This window comes from Flavobacterium endophyticum (assembly GCF_003634455.1).
Lineage (GTDB): Bacteria > Bacteroidota > Bacteroidia > Flavobacteriales > Flavobacteriaceae > Flavobacterium > Flavobacterium endophyticum.
This window is the reverse complement of record NZ_RBLC01000002.1, coordinates 387,129-405,011: the sequence shown is the minus strand read 5'-3', so window position 1 is coordinate 405,011 and position 17,883 is coordinate 387,129. Positions and strand designations below refer to the sequence as shown.

20 protein-coding genes, 1 other RNA gene and 1 pseudogene are annotated in these 17,883 nt (G+C 39.5%); 9 read left to right on the top strand and 13 right to left on the bottom strand.

Annotation, left to right across the window (positions count from 1 at the left end; genetic code table 11):
- Both CLV94_RS11425 and CLV94_RS11420 read right to left on the bottom strand, forming a co-directional pair.
- Window positions 1-230: pseudogene (locus CLV94_RS11425) on the bottom strand (T9SS type A sorting domain-containing protein); the annotation flags it as partial.
- A gap of 25 nt (window positions 231-255) precedes the next feature.
- Window positions 256-1,737, bottom strand: a complete 1,482-nt coding sequence (locus CLV94_RS11420; protein ID WP_121376610.1) for a hypothetical protein — start codon at window positions 1,735-1,737, stop codon at window positions 256-258.
- Window positions 1,738-2,305: 568 nt separating this feature from the next.
- Here CLV94_RS11420 and CLV94_RS11415 point away from each other — a divergent pair.
- The 5 genes from CLV94_RS11415 (at window position 2,306) to CLV94_RS11395 (ending at window position 6,970) form a co-directional block, all read left to right on the top strand.
- Window positions 2,306-2,896, top strand: a complete 591-nt coding sequence (locus tag CLV94_RS11415) for a TetR/AcrR family transcriptional regulator (RefSeq protein ID WP_121376609.1) — start codon at window positions 2,306-2,308, stop codon at window positions 2,894-2,896.
- Between the two features lie 85 nt (window positions 2,897-2,981).
- Window positions 2,982-3,818, top strand: a complete 837-nt coding sequence (locus tag CLV94_RS11410; protein WP_121376608.1) for an alpha/beta fold hydrolase — start codon at window positions 2,982-2,984, stop codon at window positions 3,816-3,818.
- 26 nt (window positions 3,819-3,844) lie between these two features.
- Window positions 3,845-4,942 carry an alkene reductase gene (locus CLV94_RS11405; protein ID WP_121376607.1) on the top strand — a complete coding sequence of 366 codons (1,098 nt, stop codon included), beginning with the start codon at window positions 3,845-3,847 and terminating at the stop codon, window positions 4,940-4,942.
- A 91-nt stretch (window positions 4,943-5,033) separates the two neighbouring features.
- Window positions 5,034-5,798: an SDR family oxidoreductase gene (locus CLV94_RS11400; protein ID WP_121376606.1), complete on the top strand. Its 765-nt coding sequence runs from the start codon at window positions 5,034-5,036 to the stop codon at window positions 5,796-5,798.
- A 170-nt stretch (window positions 5,799-5,968) separates the two neighbouring features.
- Window positions 5,969-6,970: an NADP-dependent oxidoreductase gene (locus CLV94_RS11395; protein ID WP_121376605.1), complete on the top strand. Its 1,002-nt coding sequence runs from the start codon at window positions 5,969-5,971 to the stop codon at window positions 6,968-6,970.
- A 638-nt stretch (window positions 6,971-7,608) separates the two neighbouring features.
- On the opposite strand, the gene ssrA is transcribed toward CLV94_RS11395, so the two are convergent.
- Window positions 7,609-8,006: a transfer-messenger RNA gene (gene ssrA / locus CLV94_RS11390) on the bottom strand.
- 81 nt (window positions 8,007-8,087) lie between these two features.
- Window positions 8,088-9,284 carry a serine hydrolase domain-containing protein gene (locus tag CLV94_RS11385; RefSeq protein WP_121376604.1) on the bottom strand — a complete coding sequence of 399 codons (1,197 nt, stop codon included), beginning with the start codon at window positions 9,282-9,284 and terminating at the stop codon, window positions 8,088-8,090.
- A gap of 309 nt (window positions 9,285-9,593) precedes the next feature.
- Between CLV94_RS11385 and CLV94_RS11380 the strand changes: the two genes are divergently transcribed.
- Both CLV94_RS11380 and CLV94_RS11375 read left to right on the top strand, forming a co-directional pair.
- Window positions 9,594-10,796 (top strand): NAD(P)-dependent oxidoreductase, encoded by a 1,203-nt coding sequence (locus CLV94_RS11380; RefSeq protein WP_121376603.1) that lies wholly within the window; start codon window positions 9,594-9,596, stop codon window positions 10,794-10,796.
- A gap of 91 nt (window positions 10,797-10,887) precedes the next feature.
- Window positions 10,888-11,280 (top strand): hypothetical protein, encoded by a 393-nt coding sequence (locus tag CLV94_RS11375; RefSeq protein ID WP_121376602.1) that lies wholly within the window; start codon window positions 10,888-10,890, stop codon window positions 11,278-11,280.
- Between the two features lie 70 nt (window positions 11,281-11,350).
- On the opposite strand, the gene CLV94_RS11370 is transcribed toward CLV94_RS11375, so the two are convergent.
- The 8 genes from CLV94_RS11370 to CLV94_RS11335 form a co-directional block, all read right to left on the bottom strand.
- Window positions 11,351-11,776 (bottom strand): cytochrome c oxidase assembly factor Coa1 family protein, encoded by a 426-nt coding sequence (locus tag CLV94_RS11370; protein ID WP_121376601.1) that lies wholly within the window; start codon window positions 11,774-11,776, stop codon window positions 11,351-11,353.
- Window positions 11,777-11,778: 2 nt separating this feature from the next.
- Window positions 11,779-12,234 carry a hypothetical protein gene (locus CLV94_RS11365; RefSeq protein WP_121376600.1) on the bottom strand — a complete coding sequence of 152 codons (456 nt, stop codon included), beginning with the start codon at window positions 12,232-12,234 and terminating at the stop codon, window positions 11,779-11,781.
- 62 nt (window positions 12,235-12,296) lie between these two features.
- Window positions 12,297-12,593 (bottom strand): winged helix-turn-helix domain-containing protein, encoded by a 297-nt coding sequence (locus CLV94_RS11360; protein WP_121376599.1) that lies wholly within the window; start codon window positions 12,591-12,593, stop codon window positions 12,297-12,299.
- Between the two features lie 83 nt (window positions 12,594-12,676).
- Window positions 12,677-13,300 (bottom strand): hypothetical protein, encoded by a 624-nt coding sequence (locus CLV94_RS11355; RefSeq protein ID WP_121376598.1) that lies wholly within the window; start codon window positions 13,298-13,300, stop codon window positions 12,677-12,679.
- Window positions 13,301-13,399: 99 nt separating this feature from the next.
- Window positions 13,400-14,245, bottom strand: coding sequence for a hypothetical protein (locus CLV94_RS11350; protein ID WP_121376597.1), 846 nt, complete (start codon window positions 14,243-14,245; stop codon window positions 13,400-13,402).
- Between the two features lie 35 nt (window positions 14,246-14,280).
- Complete coding sequence (kdsA, locus tag CLV94_RS11345; RefSeq protein WP_121376596.1) at window positions 14,281-15,099, bottom strand: 3-deoxy-8-phosphooctulonate synthase; 819 nt, start codon at window positions 15,097-15,099, stop codon at window positions 14,281-14,283.
- A 225-nt stretch (window positions 15,100-15,324) separates the two neighbouring features.
- Entirely contained in the window at window positions 15,325-15,786 is a 462-nt protein-coding gene (locus CLV94_RS11340; RefSeq protein ID WP_121376595.1) for a 2-dehydro-3-deoxyphosphooctonate aldolase, read from the bottom strand.
- Window positions 15,787-16,257, bottom strand: a complete 471-nt coding sequence (locus CLV94_RS11335) for a DUF4199 domain-containing protein (protein ID WP_121376594.1) — start codon at window positions 16,255-16,257, stop codon at window positions 15,787-15,789. It lies immediately after the preceding gene.
- Window positions 16,258-16,378: 121 nt separating this feature from the next.
- Here CLV94_RS11335 and CLV94_RS11330 point away from each other — a divergent pair, with 121 nt between their 5' ends.
- Window positions 16,379-16,936, top strand: coding sequence for a YeeE/YedE family protein (locus tag CLV94_RS11330; protein ID WP_121376593.1), 558 nt, complete (start codon window positions 16,379-16,381; stop codon window positions 16,934-16,936).
- 104 nt (window positions 16,937-17,040) lie between these two features.
- Window positions 17,041-17,454 (top strand): DUF6691 family protein, encoded by a 414-nt coding sequence (locus tag CLV94_RS11325; protein ID WP_121376592.1) that lies wholly within the window; start codon window positions 17,041-17,043, stop codon window positions 17,452-17,454.
- On the opposite strand, the gene CLV94_RS11320 is transcribed toward CLV94_RS11325, so the two are convergent.
- On the bottom strand, window positions 17,431-17,841 hold the full coding sequence (locus tag CLV94_RS11320) for a hypothetical protein (protein WP_147406622.1): 411 nt from the start codon (window positions 17,839-17,841) through the stop codon (window positions 17,431-17,433). The two genes, CLV94_RS11325 and CLV94_RS11320, sit on opposite strands and share 24 nt — an antisense overlap.
- Between the last annotated feature and the right edge of the window lie 42 nt (window positions 17,842-17,883).

The following is a 17,883-nucleotide window of genomic DNA, read 5'->3' as shown; positions in this document are numbered from 1 at the left end:
TGAAAGACAGAGACTTTGCCAAGACCTTTATTAGCAGAAACACTTGTCGTTCCTTGTAGCAGCTGGGATTCGTTTCTCATGTACATATTTCCGTTGTCCTGGAGATTGATATCCTGCTTTACGAACACCACCTGGTCCTTGACATACATATAGGCGTTGGCGCCAACATACATCTGTGAATATGAACCCTGGGCCAAAAGGATCAAGAACGTCATAAGGAGCTTTTTCATAATATCTTTTATATAGTTTTTAAGCCTATTTTATCAGCAGGTTTAAGGTATAGGATCCCATGGTAATCTTGGTGCCAGAGTTGACTCTTTTGAGGTGTACTTCGACCGACTCGTCGGTGTTCAGCTGTACTGTTCCCGATATTGGAAACCCTTGGACAAAGCCGCTATTTGTGTCCGTAAATGCTTCTGTTGCAGTCAGCGGAGTAATGGTTCCCGTAGAGGAAACTTTAGCTATATAATACACATACTGCGCATTGGTCCCTCCAGAAACTTCAAGGAAAGCGACATTGCCTATTACCTGGAACGTCCTTGTTTTTTTTCCTTTATAAGTGAGCCTGTTGCTTGAAGGGGAAGTGACGCGGTATAGGTTGTTTGAGATTGTTGTTCCCAAGATCTTATAGGCAGTATTCATTACGGTAGCGGTCGTGTTTGCAGGCGCGGTGTTCCTGTCAAAATAGAAGGAGCCCGAAGCGTAGGAATCCCCTTCATTAGGTATCCCGGCGCATCGTACGGACCAAGTGTCATTGAAATTAAATCCCGTATAGCTTCCGACGGTATATCCGTTGACATACTTTCCAGAGGTTAGCGCTCCTGTGAAAACAACGGATTCCATGACTGAATCTCCGGTGATAGTAGGATTTGAGGAAACATCAAGGCCCACTTTTGCACCTGTAACTTCAGTGAATCCGCCAGTTTTTTCCACAAGGCCAAAGGTGCCCTGCAGCGTTTCATAGGTTCCGGAATTGTTAGAAAACCACGCAGCATTGCTGATTAGCAATTTGCTGATATCCTTATATATAATTCCTGCAGAGTTCCCGAGATATTGGACAATGCTGACGAAGACCAGCGCAAAATTTTCAATCTTGCCCACATTTGCCGAGGATGCAATGACGCAGTCCCTCATTATCAGGCTCTGCGTTCCTCCGCCTAGGACATTAAAAACATTTCCTGCCGCTGCTGTCAGTGTCAGCACTTTTACCGTTCCGCCGGTAGTTCCTGTAAAAAGATCGCCGGTAGCCTTTATCAGCCTGTCTTCGGATGAGTCCAGCCCGACAATGTAGGCATTGTTCATTTCTATGGGCAGATCGACATTTATTGTCCCGTTGATTTCATAAAATATGCCTGCATCAAGAAGATATTTGGTGTTTCCGCCAGCTGTTTTCTCTGCAGCCAATACGGCAGCCAGAACATCCGTTGATTTGATGAGCTTGTACTTCAGCCGCCCTTCCTTGTCGCCATTGATCTTGATCCAGCCCGCTGCCGGTATATCGTAATAATAAAAAGAACCTGCCGTGGTGTCAAAAACTAAAAGCCCGTTGGCTGGGGCAGCTATGGCTGTCCGTTGCGCCGCGGTCATCCTGGGAGCAAGCATGCCCTGCGTTGTTGATTCGACATGCAATACCGAAGTCGGATCTGGCGTAATGGTGCCGATCCCGATTTGCGAATATCCCAGCGTGAAGGCAAAAAGAAAAAGCAGTGTCGGAATAATTTTAGTAGTATAATACATATGTTAATGATTTAGGATATTTTCAAATATAGTCTTATATTTTGCGAATATTTTAAAAATAATATATTTAACATAACGATTTTTTAACATGACGCCGATTTATTTAAAAATATTGCAAAGTCTTTACTGGAAACGGTACTTGGAGTAATAATCTTATTTTTTTCTCAAAACGAGAATAAGTGACTATTAATCACTACCTTGCTTCATTACCCTCCATCAGCAAACCCTTCTGCCTTTCTTTTCAGGCCCAGCCCAGCAAGATATTTTATCAGGAATTGCACATCTGTCACCAGTTGATTAAAAAACATTTTCATATGGAACATACACTAACAATATAAGCAGGCACCAGATCCGTCACCGGTGGCAACCTGCAATTTGCGGTACGTCCATTTTGGTGGTGTATGACGAAAGATTACAGACTCCGTCTTTCCCTTACGCATTTCTCCCTATAATCTAAATGACCTAAATCATTTTTTCAATTCCAATAATTATGGCAAATAAAAATATACTAAAAAGTATATTATGAAAAATACTTTTTAGTATATTTGCAACGTTATAGACAAAGATCATGTTGACGAAAGCAGAAAAAACAAAGCAATTTATACTTCATACAGCGGCGCCGATATACAATCAGAAAGGTATTTCCGGAGTCAGCATTGATGATGTCCTTGCAGCTACAAAGCTCACAAAAGGCTGTCTTTACAGTCATTTTGAAAACAAGGAGGATCTTACAAACCAGGTTGTAGATCTGTTGCTAAAAAAGATATCAGACCAGATGAGACTGGAAGTTGCTAAGGGAAAAACAGTAAAAGGAAAACTGTTCAATTTTTTAGATTTTTACAAAGATCCCATCCAGACATTCGTCCCGGGAGGCTGTCCCATCATTAATACTGCAGCTGAAGCAGACGATAATTTCCCACTGATCAAAGAAAAGGTAGCATCCGTATTCCGTGCAGGGCAGGAGGATCTTACGAACCTGTTGATACAAGGCATAGAAGATGGAGAGTTTTCAAAAGAACTTGAACCTTCTGTCATTGCATTTAAGATTGTGGCTGCTGTGGAAGGAGGCATTGTCATGTGTAGGGTAATGAATTCTACAAAACCTATGGTTTCTCTGATAAAAAACCTGAAAGCCGAACTCGAACAATATAGCAACTAATTTTTTTTGGACTAAAATAGACCAAAAAGTATATTATTTCTTTAAAATAGACTAAAAAGTATAATACATAACATATACATTCATTATGGGTAAAACAGCGTTAACATCAGAAACCAAATTTGTAGGCATCGAAAACAGGAATATAGCGTATCGGCAGATCGGAAATGGATCTCCGATCATACTTGCCAATCGATTCAGGGGAACCCTGGATACCTGGGACCCATTATTTCTGGATCTATTAGCGGAAAAGAACACCGTGATCACTTTTGATTACCCTGGTATCGGTTATTCGGGGGGAGAACTGCCAACCGATATTAAGGAAGTTGCCAGTGAGATCATTAAGCTGGCCGACTGCCTGGGTATTGATAAATTTCATGTCTTGGGATGGTCTTACGGTACGTTTGTAACCCAATATGCTACGTGGTTGGCACAGGACCGCATATTGAGCAATACCGTAATCGGAGGAAATCCAATAGGGAAAAACGAAGTTCCGCTTGAGCCTCTTTTTCTAGAGCTGGCCCCTAAGCCTGCCTACGATTTTGAAGATTGGGTCACTCTATTCTTCGAACCTACATCGGAAAAAAGCAGATCAGCAGCCAAGGCTTCAACAGACAGAATCCATGAACGTCTTGACTGGAGTAAAGTACCTTCTACTGAAGAATTGATCGGTCGGTACATTGCCGGCATTGCGAGTGCAACCGAGGATGCCCTCAATGTTAGGGACGGTTATAAAACCTTACAGGTACCTGTTTTTGCTATTTCGGGCGACCACGACATATCTCTTGCAGTAGAGAATTGGTTCCCATTGTTAAAAAATGCACCTACCCTACAGCATTTTATCCTTAATGACGCAGGCCACGCTCCCCATTACCAAAGTCCTGAACTTATTGTGGGCTATATCCATAATTTCCTTTTAAAATAAAAAATCATCTACCAAAAATAAAAAAAATGAGTACAGAAAACATTTTCAAACCCTACACCCTAGGGAGTGTAGAATTGTCGAATAAGATCGTTATGGCTCCAATGACCAGAAGCCGATCGGATAATTCAGATAATGCCCCAACATTATTAAATGCTGAATATTACGGACAAAGAGCGTCTGCTGGTCTTATTATTACAGAAGGCACTGTTATTAGCAAATATGGCGTGGGTGTTCCGAATGTGCCAGGCATTTATTCTGAAAAGCAAATAGAAGGATGGAAACTAACTACAAATGCTGTGCACGAAAAAGGCGGGAAAATTTTTGTCCAGCTTTGGCATACAGGAGCATATTCGCATCCTGACCATCACAATGGAAACGCACCGCTGGCTCCATCAAGCTATAATCCAGATCTGGATATATTCACGCCTACCGGTTTCAAGAAAAGTGAAACTTCCAGAGCAATGAGCCTGGAGGATATCAAGCAAACCATAGCAGATTTCAGACAGGCAGCTGTCAATGCATTCAAAGCAGGTTTTGATGGTATAGAGTTGCATGGGGCAAACGGTTATCTTTTACAGCAGTTTTTCAGTAAGAACAGCAACCAAAGAAATGATCAATATGGTGGTTCTATAGAAAACCGTGCACGTATTCTCTTTGAAATCCTCGACGAACTTAAAAAAGCTGTGGACATTTCCCGTGTCGGTGTACGTTTTAACCCTTCATTAAATAACCTTATGGGTATTTCTGTTGACGATGAGACGATCGCCATCTATGATTATATTGTTGATAGGCTTAACGGCTATGGATTGGCTTACATTCATCTAACCGAACCATTTACAGATGTTACAGGAAACCCATTCGCTATCCACGAGGTGGCCAAACACTTCCGCAGCATTTATAATGGCACTATCATCATCAACCGTGGTTTCACGAAAGAAACGGCCAATGCCGTACTGGAAGCCGGTGATGCTAATCTGGTATCATTCGGAACTCCATTTATCGCTAATCCGGACCTGGTTGAGAGATTCCGTACCGATGCGGAACTTGCCATTCCAGATCAAAATACATTCTATACACCGGGAGCAGAAGGATATACAGACTATCCGGCACTCCAAAAGAACTAATAATTTCACGCAGCAGAGGATAAACAGCCTTAATTAAAGCGGTTCATGGGATGTGCTCTTAGATGGGCACCTCCCTGTTAAAAAGAAATATATGGAATTAAAAGGAAAAACAATATTGATAACAGGCGGAGGTTCGGGTATAGGACTGGAAGCCGCAAAACAGTTTCTTGAAATTGGAGCAAAGGTTATCATAACAGGCAGAAACCAGCAGAAACTAGATGAAGCAAAAAACAGGTATCCGTCACTTATTACAATACAGAGCGATGCAAGAAACGAACAAGATGCCAGAGCACTCCACTGTCAGGTTTCTGCTTTGGGAGGTATAGATATCCTCTATAATAACGCAGGGGTCGGCGTCCCGCCATTAAATCTTGGCATTGCTGATGATAGGCATCTTAATGGAGCAGCTTACGAAATGGAGGTTAATTATCTTGGTGTTATCCGTCTGAACAACCTGTTTATGGATATGCTCAAATCAAGAAAAGAAGCCGCCATAATCAATACGACTTCCATACTCAGTATCGTACCCTCTGTCATGGAAGCAACCTATTCCGCATCCAAAGCCGCTTTGGCATCTTACACCAGATCATTAAGGGAGCATCTGCATATTATTGGCAGTAATGTAAAAGTCTTTGAATTGCTGCCTCCGCTGGTTGATACCGAGATGACAGCAGATAGAAAAGACAAAAAACTATCTCCAGAGCAGTTTGTAAAAGGGCTTATCAGTGGATTGCATAAAAACCAGTTAACGATACGTGTGGGGGATACAAAACTTGTATACCTATTAAACCGTCTTTTACCAAAATTTACCTATGGACTGGTTAACCCGGCTAAAGATAAAAAATCATTGAAATAAAAAATTTACTAAAAATAAGATCTTATGAGCAGCAAATTTGAAGCACGAATCCAACGTTAAAGTGAAAGCGGAAAAAGCTGCGGAAAAAGAAAGTAATTTCCAACTACTTTGCATAGCTAGTCTCAAATCATATTAATAAATTAGTGAATAATAACTTAACCCTTTGAACTATGAAAGCGTACAGTATTTCCAGATACAGTAAAACGGACAGGTTGAAACTTGTCGATTTACCGGTTCCCAACCTAAAGCAAGATGAGGTCTTGGTCGAGATTTATGCCGCAAGCGTCAACCAACTCGACCTAAAAATAAAAAGTGGCGAATTCAAATTGATCCTGCCCTATAAACTACCGCTTGTGTTAGGGCACGATGTATCAGGTGTAGTAACCAAGGTTGGTTCAACAGTAACAAAATTCAAAGCCGGTGATGAGGTGTATGCCCGTCCATCGGATTTCCATATTGGGGCCTTTGCAGAATATATTGCAATAAATGAGATGGATTTAGCACTAAAACCGACTAATATCAGCTTCGAGGAAGCTGCATCCATGCCATTGGTCTCTTTAACGGCCTGGCAGGCACTTATAGAAAAATCCAATTTAAAAAAAGGACAAAAAGTTTTTATACAGGCAGGTTCGGGAGGTGTGGGAACAATTGCAATCCAATTGGCAAAACATCTGGGATTGAAAACCGCAACCACAACCGGTGCAGCGAATACTGAGTTGGTAAAAAGTCTCGGAGCGGATGTAGTTATTGATTACAGAAAAGAAGATTTTGAAGCTGTTTTAAAAGATTATAACCTTGTATTGAACAGCCAGGATGCTAAAACTCTTGAAAAGTCTTTAAACGTGTTGAAGGATGGCGGTAAAGTCATATCTATTTCAGGTCCCCCAACGCCAGTATTTGCAAACGAGTTCAACCTTCCGTGGTACGTAAAATTTGCTACCAAGCTATTAAGTAGTAAGATCAGAGGAAAGGCAAAGAAATCGAATGTTGATTATGAATTTCTTTTTATGAGGGCTAATGGAATGCAGTTGTCTGAAATCGGAAAGCTTATTGAAACGGGTGTCATTCGTCCTATAGTTGATAAAGTGTTTCCGTTTGAACAAATGAACGAAGCAATGTCCTATGTTTCAAGTGGTCACGCCAAAGGAAAAGTTGTCGTTAAAGTCAAGTAGCCAGGCTGTCAATTGGGGGTATTCTAAAAGTGGCCACCTGTTTTTTTCCAAAGTGGGGTTCTTCCCCACTTTTGGTGGTAAATCATGCGTGTGTGATTTTTGCTATCTAGAATACAGTTTTATAGCTGTGCGATGCACGTCAGTGGTAGATAATCGTGAGTAGCCGATAAGCTACCACCAAAACTAGGAAAGATCCACTTTCACTGAAATACACAATACCCAGGCAAATTATTTTTTGTAAGTGATATTTCTTTTGATACGGCTTAATGTTTCGGGTGCGATACCCAGATATGACGCTACCATTTTTTGAGGTATTTTATTAATGATTTCAGGATTAGAATTAAGTAACTGTACATACTTTTGTTTACTATAAACTTAGGTAGCAGATAGTTCTTTTTTAATGTGATGGACTATTGTTAAAAGATTTTTGCCTTAGCTTTTTGTCGCAAATTAGGTAGCAACTCCATTTTTATCTGTGCCATGATTGTGCCACAGAGATTTTGTGTGTTTTTGAAATATTTGTTAGGAGATTGCGTAAACAAAAAAGTCTACAGTTCATCGAAACTGTAGACTTCATGCCATTTAAGGGAAATTTTTTACCAAAACCAACAATTTTATTTATTGGTCTTTAAAGTACATTGTGGAGTCGGGGAGAGTCGAACTCCCGTCCAAACAAGCAACCAAAAGGCTTTCTACACGTTTATTCCCTGATTGGATTTTCGTCATTGAGCAAGGCCAGGAACAGCCACACAATGCTTATCTTCTTAGTTGTCAAAACAGCCCCGAAGCTTGACTGTTTCTAGGTTTATTTTTACGGTTCTCCTTTTAAGAACGCCACAAACCAAGGCTTTCAAGGAGAATCTAGCTTTCCTGCCTTGCAGGAACTAGGCAAATCGTACTATAATTCGGATTAAGCAGCTAAAGCGTAATTATTTTCGCCGTGTAAAAGTGTTAGGACCATTTAGTAACGAGAATTGTCCCAGTTCTCGACGTGCTTACTTTTCAATTCGACTTGCTGTCAAAACCAGTCGACCCCCAATATGTTTAAGAACTCTGCTATAAAGCAAAAACTATACCGCAAAAGTAGTCCAAATAAATCGAATTTGCAATGTACAGGCTAATTTGCGACGTCGTCTTTGTCAAGCTTGATCGGGTAAGTACCGAAAAGAGGCGCCAGCTTCCAGATTTTGTAGGTCTTTAATGTGTATTTGTTTGAAATGGCAAACATGGCCACGGTATCTTTTTTGAGCTTTACATACGATGAAGTATTTCCGTGCCACCATCCGTTATGGTAAAATAGCTGCTCTCCCGTTTCCCATTCCAGCATGCGAATGCCGAGGCCATAGTTTTTGGTTCCTCTATGCTCATAGCTGTATCCTTTAAAGGCCTCGCTGACCAAAACTGAATTAAGAAATTTATCGGAATAAGTTGCCATGTCAAATTTTAGCAGGTCTCTTGGAGTGGAATAGATATTCTTATCGCCATAGACATCATCCAGATGGTTCATCTCGTATAAGACTTTATTGCCTTTATAGGAAAGGCTTGAGGTTTCTTTGTCTTTAGCATAATCGTAGACATAAGTATTTTTCATGCCTAGCGGCTCAAAAATCATTTCCTGCATGGCATTGCGGTAATTCTTGCCTGTTACTTTTTCAATGACCAGCGCCAAGATGGCATAATTGGTATTGCAATAGCCAAACTTTCTGTCCGGCTTAAAGTACAATCCAAATTTATGCTGCGCCAGCAGATCAAGAATGTCTTGGTTGTGAAGCATCTTTGAACGATTCCAGATTTTAGTATCGTCTGCAAAATAAGCATAGTTCGGCAAGCCGCTTCTGTGGTTCAAAAGCATCTTGATGGTAATTTCATCATAAGGAAATGTAGGCAATATGCTATTGACTTTGTCTTCAAGATTTAGTTTTTCCCTGTCGATAAGTCTCAAGATGGCAGTTGCCGTGAGGACCTTTGATACTGAAGCAATATGGAGCGGGGTGTCGGCATCAATGCTTTCTCCTTTTGAAAAATTAGACTTGCCTTCGTACTTTTCGAAAATCACCTGTCCGTTTTTAGCAACGAGAAAGCCCCCATTCATAGAATTATTGGGCCAGTTTTTTTCGTAAAATTTCTCTAAACTCTCCTGTTTTGAAGATACATAACTAGGCAGGAGTTTTTTAGATTTTATGGTATAAGGTGAAAGTGCATCTGTAGTATTTTCGGTAAGGTCATTAGAAGCAATCTGTTTTTCCTTTTCTTGGCATGACGTTAAAAGTAAAGCCGAAACAAGGAAGGAATATATATATTTTGAAAAAGTCATTTTAATTCGGTGGTTGAATAGCAAATATAGAAAAAGCGACAAACTATGTTTCTACTTTAACAAAATAAAATAAAAGTTATTGTACGGTATCCCTCCTTTAACATTTTAGGAAGAAAAACTAAAAAAATGCAGCATTATTTCTACGTAAATGTCTTGCATGGCTTTTGAGTTAATGTTATATTTGGAACAAATTATATCGTTGTAGTTATAACAAATCGTTCAATATTATGATTTTGTTAAATTATTGCGATACTATTAATCATCTCGCGATAAAATTAAAGACCACCCTTTACTTTTTTAAAAACTAATATGAAATTCGGAATTATTAAGGAAAGAAAAAACCCGCCTGACAGGAGGGTCGTATTTACACCAGAAGAAGCATCAAGATTGCTTAAGGAACATCCAGAAGCACAGCTAAAAGTCGAAAGCTCTGATATCAGGGTATTTACGGACGAAGAATACAAATCACTGGGACTAGAGGTTACAGAGGATGTCTCTGATTGCGACGTGCTTTTTGGAGTAAAAGAAGTTCCTTTAGAGTGGCTGATTCCAAACAAAAAATATTTTTTCTTTTCGCATACCATCAAAAAACAGCCTCATAACAGAAAACTGTTGCAGGCAATCCTAGAAAAAAAGATCGATTTATACGATCACGAGACCATAGTAGATGCCAATTATAAAAGGCTTATTGGTTTTGGAAGATATGCCGGAATCGTAGGGGCTTACAACGGAATAAGAGCGTTCGGAATTAAATTCGAATTGTTTAATCTTCCGAAAGCGGAAACATTATCGAGCAAAGATGACTTGATTGCTCGATTGAGAAGACAGACGCTGCCGCCCATCAAGATTGTGCTGACAGGCCACGGAAAAGTAGGTATGGGCGCTAAAGAAATCCTTGACGGGATGAAAATAAAACAGGTTACTCCAGAACATTTCCTGTCTAAAAATTATTCTGGACCGGTCTATACGCAAATTGATGTTTTGGATTATAACAAACGAATAGACGGTAAGCTTCTTGATAAAGAAGATTTTTATGCCAATCCGCAAGACTATACTTCCGATTTCGAACGCTTTTCGCAAGCAGCCGATATCTTCATGGCCGGCCACTTCTATGGCAATGGCGCTCCGGTAATCTTATCGCGAGAAATGCTCAATTCAAAAGACAATAAAATTAAGGTTATAGCCGATATTTCTTGTGATGTAGATGGTCCTATTGCGGCAACGATCAAAGCTTCTACAATAGCAGACCCTTTATTTGGTTATCTTCCGAGCGAACATAAAGAAGTGGATGTGTTCCATCCGGCTGCTATCGTAGTCATGTCGGTTGACAATCTGCCGTGCGAACTGCCTAAAGATGCTAGCGAAGGATTTGGAGAGATGTTCATGGAGCATGTTATTCCTGCTTTTTTCAATGGCGATAAGGACGGAATATTACAGCGTGCCAAAATGACGGAAAACGGAAAACTCACCGAAAGATTCAAATACCTACAGCCGTTTGTTGACGGAGAATAAAAAATGGCCTCGAAGTATCGGGGCTTTTTTTGTAGCTGATTTGTTCGTTTTTTAGCAAACCTATATCTACCTTTATAAAAAAATAAGTATCATGAAAAGAAAATTTGTAAAATTAGTTGTGCTTGGAGCGGCTATAACTGTAGCGGCCTGTAATTCAAATAAAAAAGCTGCTGTAAAGGAAGACGGTACCGAAGTCGTGAAAATCAGAACTCCTGATGCTACAGAAGCTGGAAAAGAAGAAGAAAAAGTAGAAACCGTCGCTGTTCAAGGAAAAGTCGGCGAAATAAACAAAGGAAAAGACGGTTATACGGCTATCCTGACCACTGATGACGGCAAAATTTATTATGCCACAATCAGCATCCCGAATCTAAAAGACCCGAAGCAATACCGTTCTGTCCAGATTGGTGAAACCATCAAGGTCAAAGGCGATTCTTGGAAAATGGAAGACGATAATTATATTACGGTTCGTGAATTAGAAAAGTAAAATACTTAATTATTATTCCGGCGACATAGGTCTATTTTGAGCCTTACAGTCGCTGGAATAGTTATTTTAACTACTCTTTGACCATTATTATCTGAGTTGATTTCTCAATTCGGACTTTAATCATCTCGTAAATCCATTCTGAATTTACTTTTTGGGCAGCAATGTCCATTCTTCCTCTTTTCTTTTTTCCTCTTATCCGCACGGTGGCAAAAACAGATTTGTTGTTATTGGAATATTTGGTGCTTCCTTCTAAAATTGCCAGATTATCTAAAGGCCCGATTTCTCCAAGAATTTGGATGACTTCTTCATTGTTATTTGCTTGGTCTATTGCATTGGTGTAAAGCGTCGTATCGTTATAGGCTTGTGCCATATCTTTAAAGTTGCCCTGAGTTATGGCATACGCTAGAATCAGGCTTGCCAAAATAAAAGCGAGCAGGGAAACAAACCATTTCCAATTTCTTTTCCACCAGTTTTCTTGAGTTATTTCATTATCCATGATTATATGATTTTAAATGTGTTACGTATTGTATTTAAAGGAATATTTAGCATTTTTGAATAGTCAAGACTATGGAATATCAAGGCATTCTTTCCTCTTTGGTATTGGCTTTTGAAGTAGCTGATTTTGGCAGGGTAGAAGAAGGTTCCAGTTACTAGCACCATATACAAATAAAAGCTGCGTTTGCCGTTACCGTATAAAAAATACTGCATGCCGATTTCTTCCGGGACTGAAATGCCCGTATTGGTCAGTACATGGAATACGTCATGATTTTCTAATTTCGGCTGGATTTCGAAATTGTATTTCAACAGAAAACAGCCAAGATGGAATCCTAGAGATTCTTCAGGCAGTTGCAGCAGTTCCTTTTGGCTGATTGTCCAAGGTTCGCCTTTTTTAAAGAACTTTTGGTAAGGCTTTTTACTTATTTCATAAAGCTTTTCGATAAATAAATCTTTCATAGGGCAGTATTTTTATTTTGTAAAGTACTTTGTTTTTCAAAGTAAAAAGATAAAAAAAAGCATCAGCTTTTTTGGATCAATTTTTCAAGAGCATCAATATGTTCTTTAAAGGCTTTTTTTCCTTCTTTGGTAGCGATATATCTTGTGTTTGGTTTTTTTCCGATGAATTGTTTTTCTATGGAAATATAATTTTCAGATTCCAATGCTTTGGTATGGCTGGCCAGATTACCGTCAGTGACACCCAAAAGCTCTTTCAGCATATTGAAATCGGCAGATTCGTTTACCATAAGAATAGACATGATTCCGAGTCTGATCCTATGGTCAAAAGCTTTGTTGATATTTTGGATGATGTTTTTCAAGTTATAATAGTGAGCAGTTTAATTATTTCTGTGCTTTTCTGAGTCGGGCCAAAGATACTATTTGTAAAGTTTTAAATATAATTTTAGTTTTTTTCATATTTGAAATACATCATCGATCCGTAAAAAATATGGCAGATACCGAATCCTAAAGCCCAGAAAAACAATCCATAAGCTATAAAATAAGAGGAAGCTAGGCCAATGATAATCAGTGTAATTCCTAAATAGCGGACATCGCCTAAAGTGTATTTGCTGGCATTTACGCAAGCCAGTCCGTAAAAAATCAACGTTAATGGCGCTACATAGCCATAGATTTCTTTTTCAATAAGGAATAATATAAAAAAACCACCAGTCGCCAACGGAATAGCAAAGTTGATGATTAGTCTTTTTGAGGAAGCATCCCAGATCTTTTCGTTTTCTTTTTTTGCTTTCTTGATGCTCAGTATAATTCCGGTAAGCAGGGAGAACAGTATTACGATAAATGCGATTGCAAAAAGCCTTTTCATGGCATCTTCTGTAAGGACTAAATTTTTATAGGAACCTACATTATTCGAATCGGTGTATATCGTTTGATAGGCAAGCCAGGCTCCGATTAAACAATAAACTCCGGCTAAAATTCCTGATAAGCCGCTTAACGAAAGAAATCGAGAAGAACGATTCATCATGTTCTTGATTTCTGTAATGTCATTAAGATATTTGTTTGTCTCCATATAAAGTACTTTGAGCAACAAAGTAAAGTAAATAAAATGTAATAGCAAAAAAAATCCCTCGAAAATTTCGAGGGATCTTAAATTATTTTTTCAAAGTGCTTACAGCCTGAAAATACCGCCAACAGTAATAATTCTTTGGAAGAATCCGAAATGTTGCGATGCACTGTCAGCATTGCTAGAAGTGGTCTTGATGTCTTGCATGTCGATATAGCCTCCTTTTAGTTCACCTTGGATATAAAAGTGCTTGAAGAATGTCAAGTTGAGTCCTACTTGTGCAGAAAGTCCGTATCCAGAAACATGGAAATCGTCGTGACGTTGCTTGCTCAACAGGGTTGCGTTGGTTTTAGGGTATAAAAATCCGCCGCCGACACCTTCTGTCAAATTAATTTGGAATTTGTCTGTGTTTGGAAGGTGGAAAAATCTTGAGATATCGTCAACACGGTTAATTTGTGCGTGCACGTAGTTCAATCCGTCTGTATGCTCGAATTTCAAAAAGTCTTCTGACATTACGGTCGGTCTGTTGTCATAGATACCGTTGTGGATTGATCCTGCTTCCGATTCTGGAAGGTTGATTTCTCCATTTACATTGGCAGTTTGGCCTTGTGTCATTACATATTTCATATGGTCAACGCCGATAGAAACGTTGTAATGGTCGCTGATAAAATACCCGATTCTCAAGTTGGTTTGAGGAATGGTCATTCTTGCAGGGTTCAAATAATCAAGATGATACCCTTTTGGCTTGTCGTGTGCTTTCACGTCGTTGACTGTGAAATTATAGCCATCGCCTTTAAAAGTAATGTCTGATTTTGTGTAAGATTCTCTGTTGCCACCCCAAGAGATAAAGAATTTTCCTTTGTTGTGAGCAGTGTATTTTTCAGGACTTGTTGCCAGTTCTTGGGCAAAGGTGTACTGTGAAAAAGCACAAAAAAAAGTTAGTACACCCATTAGGAATGGATGTTTCAAAATGAGGGATATTAGTATTAAAAATTATTTACGGTTTTTCTGATGGCTACTAATTTTGTCATGAGTCCTTCAAAATATTTAAGGTCTAGCATGTTAGCGCCATCGCTTTTTGCGTTTGCTGGATCGAAATGGGTTTCGATAAAGATTCCGTCAACGCCTACGGCAATTCCAGCTTTTGCAACGGTTTCGATCATGTCTGGTCTTCCTCCAGTCACGCCTGCTGATTGGTTAGGCTGTTGTAGCGAATGGGTTACGTCCAATACTGTGGTAGCGTATTGCTGCATGGTCGGGATACCGCGGTAGTCTACAATCATGTCTTGGTAGCCAAACATGGTTCCTCTGTCGGTTACCATTACTTTTTGGTTGTTGCAATCCAATACTTTCTGTACGGCATGTTTCATGCTTTCAGGGCTCATGAATTGTCCTTTTTTAAGGTTTACGGTTTTTCCTGTATTAGCGGCGGCAACGACTAAATCGGTTTGGCGTACTAAAAAGGCAGGAATCTGAAGCACATCTACATATTCTGCTGCCATAGCGGCGTCTTCGTTAGTGTGGATGTCTGTAACTGTCGGAACGTCAAAAGTTTCGGAAACTTTTCTTAGAATTTTTAGGGCTTTTTCATCGCCGATTCCAGAGAAACTGTCTATTCTGGAACGGTTTGCTTTTTTGAAGGAGCCTTTAAATACGTAAGGGATTTCTAGTTTGTTTGTGACTTCAACTAATCTTTCGGCAATTCGAAGCGCCATTTCTTCGCCTTCGATGGCACAAGGTCCTGCTAAAAGGAAAAAGTTATTGCTGTCTAGGTGCTTTATTTTTGGGATATCTTGTAGATTCATAAGTGTTGTTTTTGAAAGCGCAAATTTACAAATAATATTAATCGAAAGATAAATTCTGTTAAAAGTTTAAGAAGCAAAAAGACAGGGATTTATAGGTAATTTGTTTTGTTGTTTTCTAAATTGAATTTTTTTAGACTTTCTGTTGTATTATAGGGTTTTGAAATAGAATTTTTGAGGCATAAAAAAACACGAACGTACTTTGAGCAGCGTGTTCGTGTTGGTTTGTTATTGGCTTTTCTTGAGTCCGAATCCTTTTGGGACAAAGAGATAGCCTTTTTCGTAGATGTTGAAGTAGAGGCGGATGGGCTTTGCTAGTCCGGGCCACGTGATTTCATAAATGTCTAAGAGTCCGGCGCCCATTTCGTTTCTTTTGGAAGGGAAGGGACAGCAGCTTTCTATTTTTTTATAGCTTATGGTTTCGCCTTTGGGACCTGTGAGGGCATCTAGAAAGCGTTTCGGGTTGATGTCTTCGTCGGCAACGCTTTTGTAGAATACGTTGATCGGATAGTCTTTGTCGTAGCCGTATTTTTTGTCCTTGCTAAATTCGGTTAAAAGAAACCAGCCGTCTTTGGTCAGGATAGGTTCTGGGGCATTGTCGTCGATGTTTTTGATTGTCGAGCGGGTACTTACGCAGGAAACTGTAAGTATTCCGACGAATAGTGCTAGTATGAAAGATTTGGTTTTCATTTATTTTGTTTTTTTAGTTTGGACAAAATAGGCTACGATAGCCGAAATTACCATGCCTATAGATAACGCAAAAAAGATGCTTTGTATGATATAGCTTTTCAAATTAAAATAGGTTGCCGCGCTGGTTTTGTCTTTTGAGGCTTTTATCATGTTCTCAAAAAATTCAGGGGCAATTAATTCATGCAATGAAGCTTGTGTCAGCGGCATGAGCAGGGCGATTACAATGGTCATGTAGAGTCCGGTGGCACAGCCTTGTTTCCAGTCCATGCTGCCATTGAAATAGTGGGTCTTTTTTTCTTTTAGGGCCAGGGTATAGATGAGTGCTGCAAAAAGGTAAAATAGTAGGGAAGAGAGCATATAAAAGCTCATGTTTTCTCCATAAATACCTAAAGATTTTTCAAGGATGGCCCATGCCAGATAACAGAAAGTGTATCGGATGCCCCATTTGATTTCGATTGCAAATTTTTTCATTGTATGTAGGGTGTAATTCTGCACCAAAATTAAATGTTTATTTTAATTGGGTTCTATTTTAAGGCGGAATATTACGGAAGAGTGGGAGCGAATTGTTATTTTTGCGTAAATATTTTCAGCTATGTATAGTTTTTATGGCACTTGGCCTTGGTATATTTCGGGATTTTTGATTGGGGCTGTGATGCTTCTTTTGATTTATTTCGGGAAGACGTTTGGTATGTCTTCTAATCTTCGTACGCTTTGTTCTATTTCTGGAGCGGGAAAGTTTTCTGATTTTTTTAGGTTTGACTGGAAAGCGCAGCGCTGGAATCTGGTTGTCGTGCTTGGTGCGATGATCGGGGGCTTTATCGCCGTGCATTATTTGAGCGATGGTTCTGGGGTCAACTTGAATCCGGCTACTGTAGCGCAGTTGAATGAGATGAATATTGATGCGCCTCATGGCAATTTGCTTCCGGAACTTTTTACTTCTAAGGAAACCATCTTTACGCCAAAAATCTTTGGGTTTTTGCTTTTCGGAGGTCTTTTGGTAGGCTTTGGTTCTCGATATGCGGGGGGATGTACTTCGGGCCATGCGATTACGGGGATGAGCAACTTGCAATTGCCTTCTTTGATAGCGGTTATCGGTTTTTTTGTGGGCGGCTTGATAGCGGCGCATTTTTTATTGCCTTTGATTTTTTAAGTTTAATTATCTTTTGATCTTTGACCCTGACAGGGTTTGGAACCCTGTCAGGGTCAGAGCCGGAGGTGAAGGGGAAAAGAAAATAATTCTATTATATCTGTACGATGAAATTTATAAAATATTTGCTTGTTGGTATCTTGTTCGGAATCGTTTTGACTAAATCGGAGGCGGTTTCTTGGTACCGTATTTATGAGATGTTCCAATTCCAGTCGTTCCATATGTTCGGAATTATTATGACGGCTATTGTGGTGGGTGTTATTGGCATCCAGATTTATAAGAGGAATAATGTTATCGGGCTTGACGGCAAGCCGATACAGATTGCGGATAAGGAAAAGGGCTTTAAGAATTACATCATCGGGGGCACTATCTTCGGATTGGGCTGGGGAATGATCGGTACTTGCCCGGGACCTATCTTTATCTTAATCGGGGCTGGCTTTTACGGAATAGGGATTGTTCTTTTGGGTGCCTTGATCGGAACATTTCTTTATGGCTTGTTAAAAGACAATTTGCCTCATTAATTTTTGCGGCTGTGCATCGATTTTAGGGATAAAATTTATTTCTAAAGGCGTGAAAAGAGTTTCTAAAGAGGTGAAATGAATTTCTGAAGAGGTGAAATTAATTTCTAAAGGCATGAAAAGAGTTTCTAAAGGCGTGAAATGAATTTCTAAAGGCATGAAATGAATTTCTAAAGGCGCGAAAAGAGTTTCTAAAGACGTGAAATGAATTTCTAAAGGCGCGAAAAGAGTTTCTAAAGACGTGAAATGAATTTCTAAAGGCGTGAAAGAAGTTTCTAAAGGCATGAAAAGAGTTTCTAAAGACGTGAAAGAAGTTTCTAAAGGCATGAAAAGAGTTTCTAAAGACATGAAATGAATTTCTAAAGGCGTGAAAAGAGTTTCTAAAGACATGAATGAATTTCTAAAGGCATGAAAGAAGTTTCTAAAGACATG

Excerpts from the sequence above, each read along its gene's own strand:
- CLV94_RS11375 (WP_121376602.1), top strand. The coding sequence starts at position 10,888 with ATGAAAAGAAAATTTGTAAAATTAGTTGTGCTTGGAGCGGCTATAACT.
- CLV94_RS11340 (WP_121376595.1), bottom strand. The coding sequence starts at position 15,786 with ATGAAAACCAAATCTTTCATACTAGCACTATTCGTCGGAATACTTACA.
- CLV94_RS11355 (WP_121376598.1), bottom strand. The coding sequence starts at position 13,300 with ATGGAGACAAACAAATATCTTAATGACATTACAGAAATCAAGAACATG.
- CLV94_RS11325 (WP_121376592.1), top strand. The coding sequence starts at position 17,041 with ATGAAATTTATAAAATATTTGCTTGTTGGTATCTTGTTCGGAATCGTT.
- kdsA (WP_121376596.1), bottom strand. The coding sequence starts at position 15,099 with ATGAATCTACAAGATATCCCAAAAATAAAGCACCTAGACAGCAATAAC.
- CLV94_RS11330 (WP_121376593.1), top strand. The coding sequence starts at position 16,379 with ATGTATAGTTTTTATGGCACTTGGCCTTGGTATATTTCGGGATTTTTG.
- CLV94_RS11365 (WP_121376600.1), bottom strand. The coding sequence starts at position 12,234 with ATGAAAGATTTATTTATCGAAAAGCTTTATGAAATAAGTAAAAAGCCT.
- CLV94_RS11335 (WP_121376594.1), bottom strand. The coding sequence starts at position 16,257 with ATGAAAAAATTTGCAATCGAAATCAAATGGGGCATCCGATACACTTTC.
- CLV94_RS11350 (WP_121376597.1), bottom strand. The coding sequence starts at position 14,245 with ATGGGTGTACTAACTTTTTTTTGTGCTTTTTCACAGTACACCTTTGCC.
- CLV94_RS11405 (WP_121376607.1), top strand. The coding sequence starts at position 3,845 with ATGAGTACAGAAAACATTTTCAAACCCTACACCCTAGGGAGTGTAGAA.
- CLV94_RS11400 (WP_121376606.1), top strand. The coding sequence starts at position 5,034 with ATGGAATTAAAAGGAAAAACAATATTGATAACAGGCGGAGGTTCGGGT.
- CLV94_RS11370 (WP_121376601.1), bottom strand. The coding sequence starts at position 11,776 with ATGGATAATGAAATAACTCAAGAAAACTGGTGGAAAAGAAATTGGAAA.
- CLV94_RS11415 (WP_121376609.1), top strand. The coding sequence starts at position 2,306 with ATGTTGACGAAAGCAGAAAAAACAAAGCAATTTATACTTCATACAGCG.
- CLV94_RS11320 (WP_147406622.1), bottom strand. The coding sequence starts at position 17,841 with ATGTCTTTAGAAACTCTTTTCACGCCTTTAGAAATTCATTTCATGTCT.
- CLV94_RS11385 (WP_121376604.1), bottom strand. The coding sequence starts at position 9,284 with ATGACTTTTTCAAAATATATATATTCCTTCCTTGTTTCGGCTTTACTT.
- CLV94_RS11380 (WP_121376603.1), top strand. The coding sequence starts at position 9,594 with ATGAAATTCGGAATTATTAAGGAAAGAAAAAACCCGCCTGACAGGAGG.
- CLV94_RS11410 (WP_121376608.1), top strand. The coding sequence starts at position 2,982 with ATGGGTAAAACAGCGTTAACATCAGAAACCAAATTTGTAGGCATCGAA.
- CLV94_RS11420 (WP_121376610.1), bottom strand. The coding sequence starts at position 1,737 with ATGTATTATACTACTAAAATTATTCCGACACTGCTTTTTCTTTTTGCC.
- CLV94_RS11395 (WP_121376605.1), top strand. The coding sequence starts at position 5,969 with ATGAAAGCGTACAGTATTTCCAGATACAGTAAAACGGACAGGTTGAAA.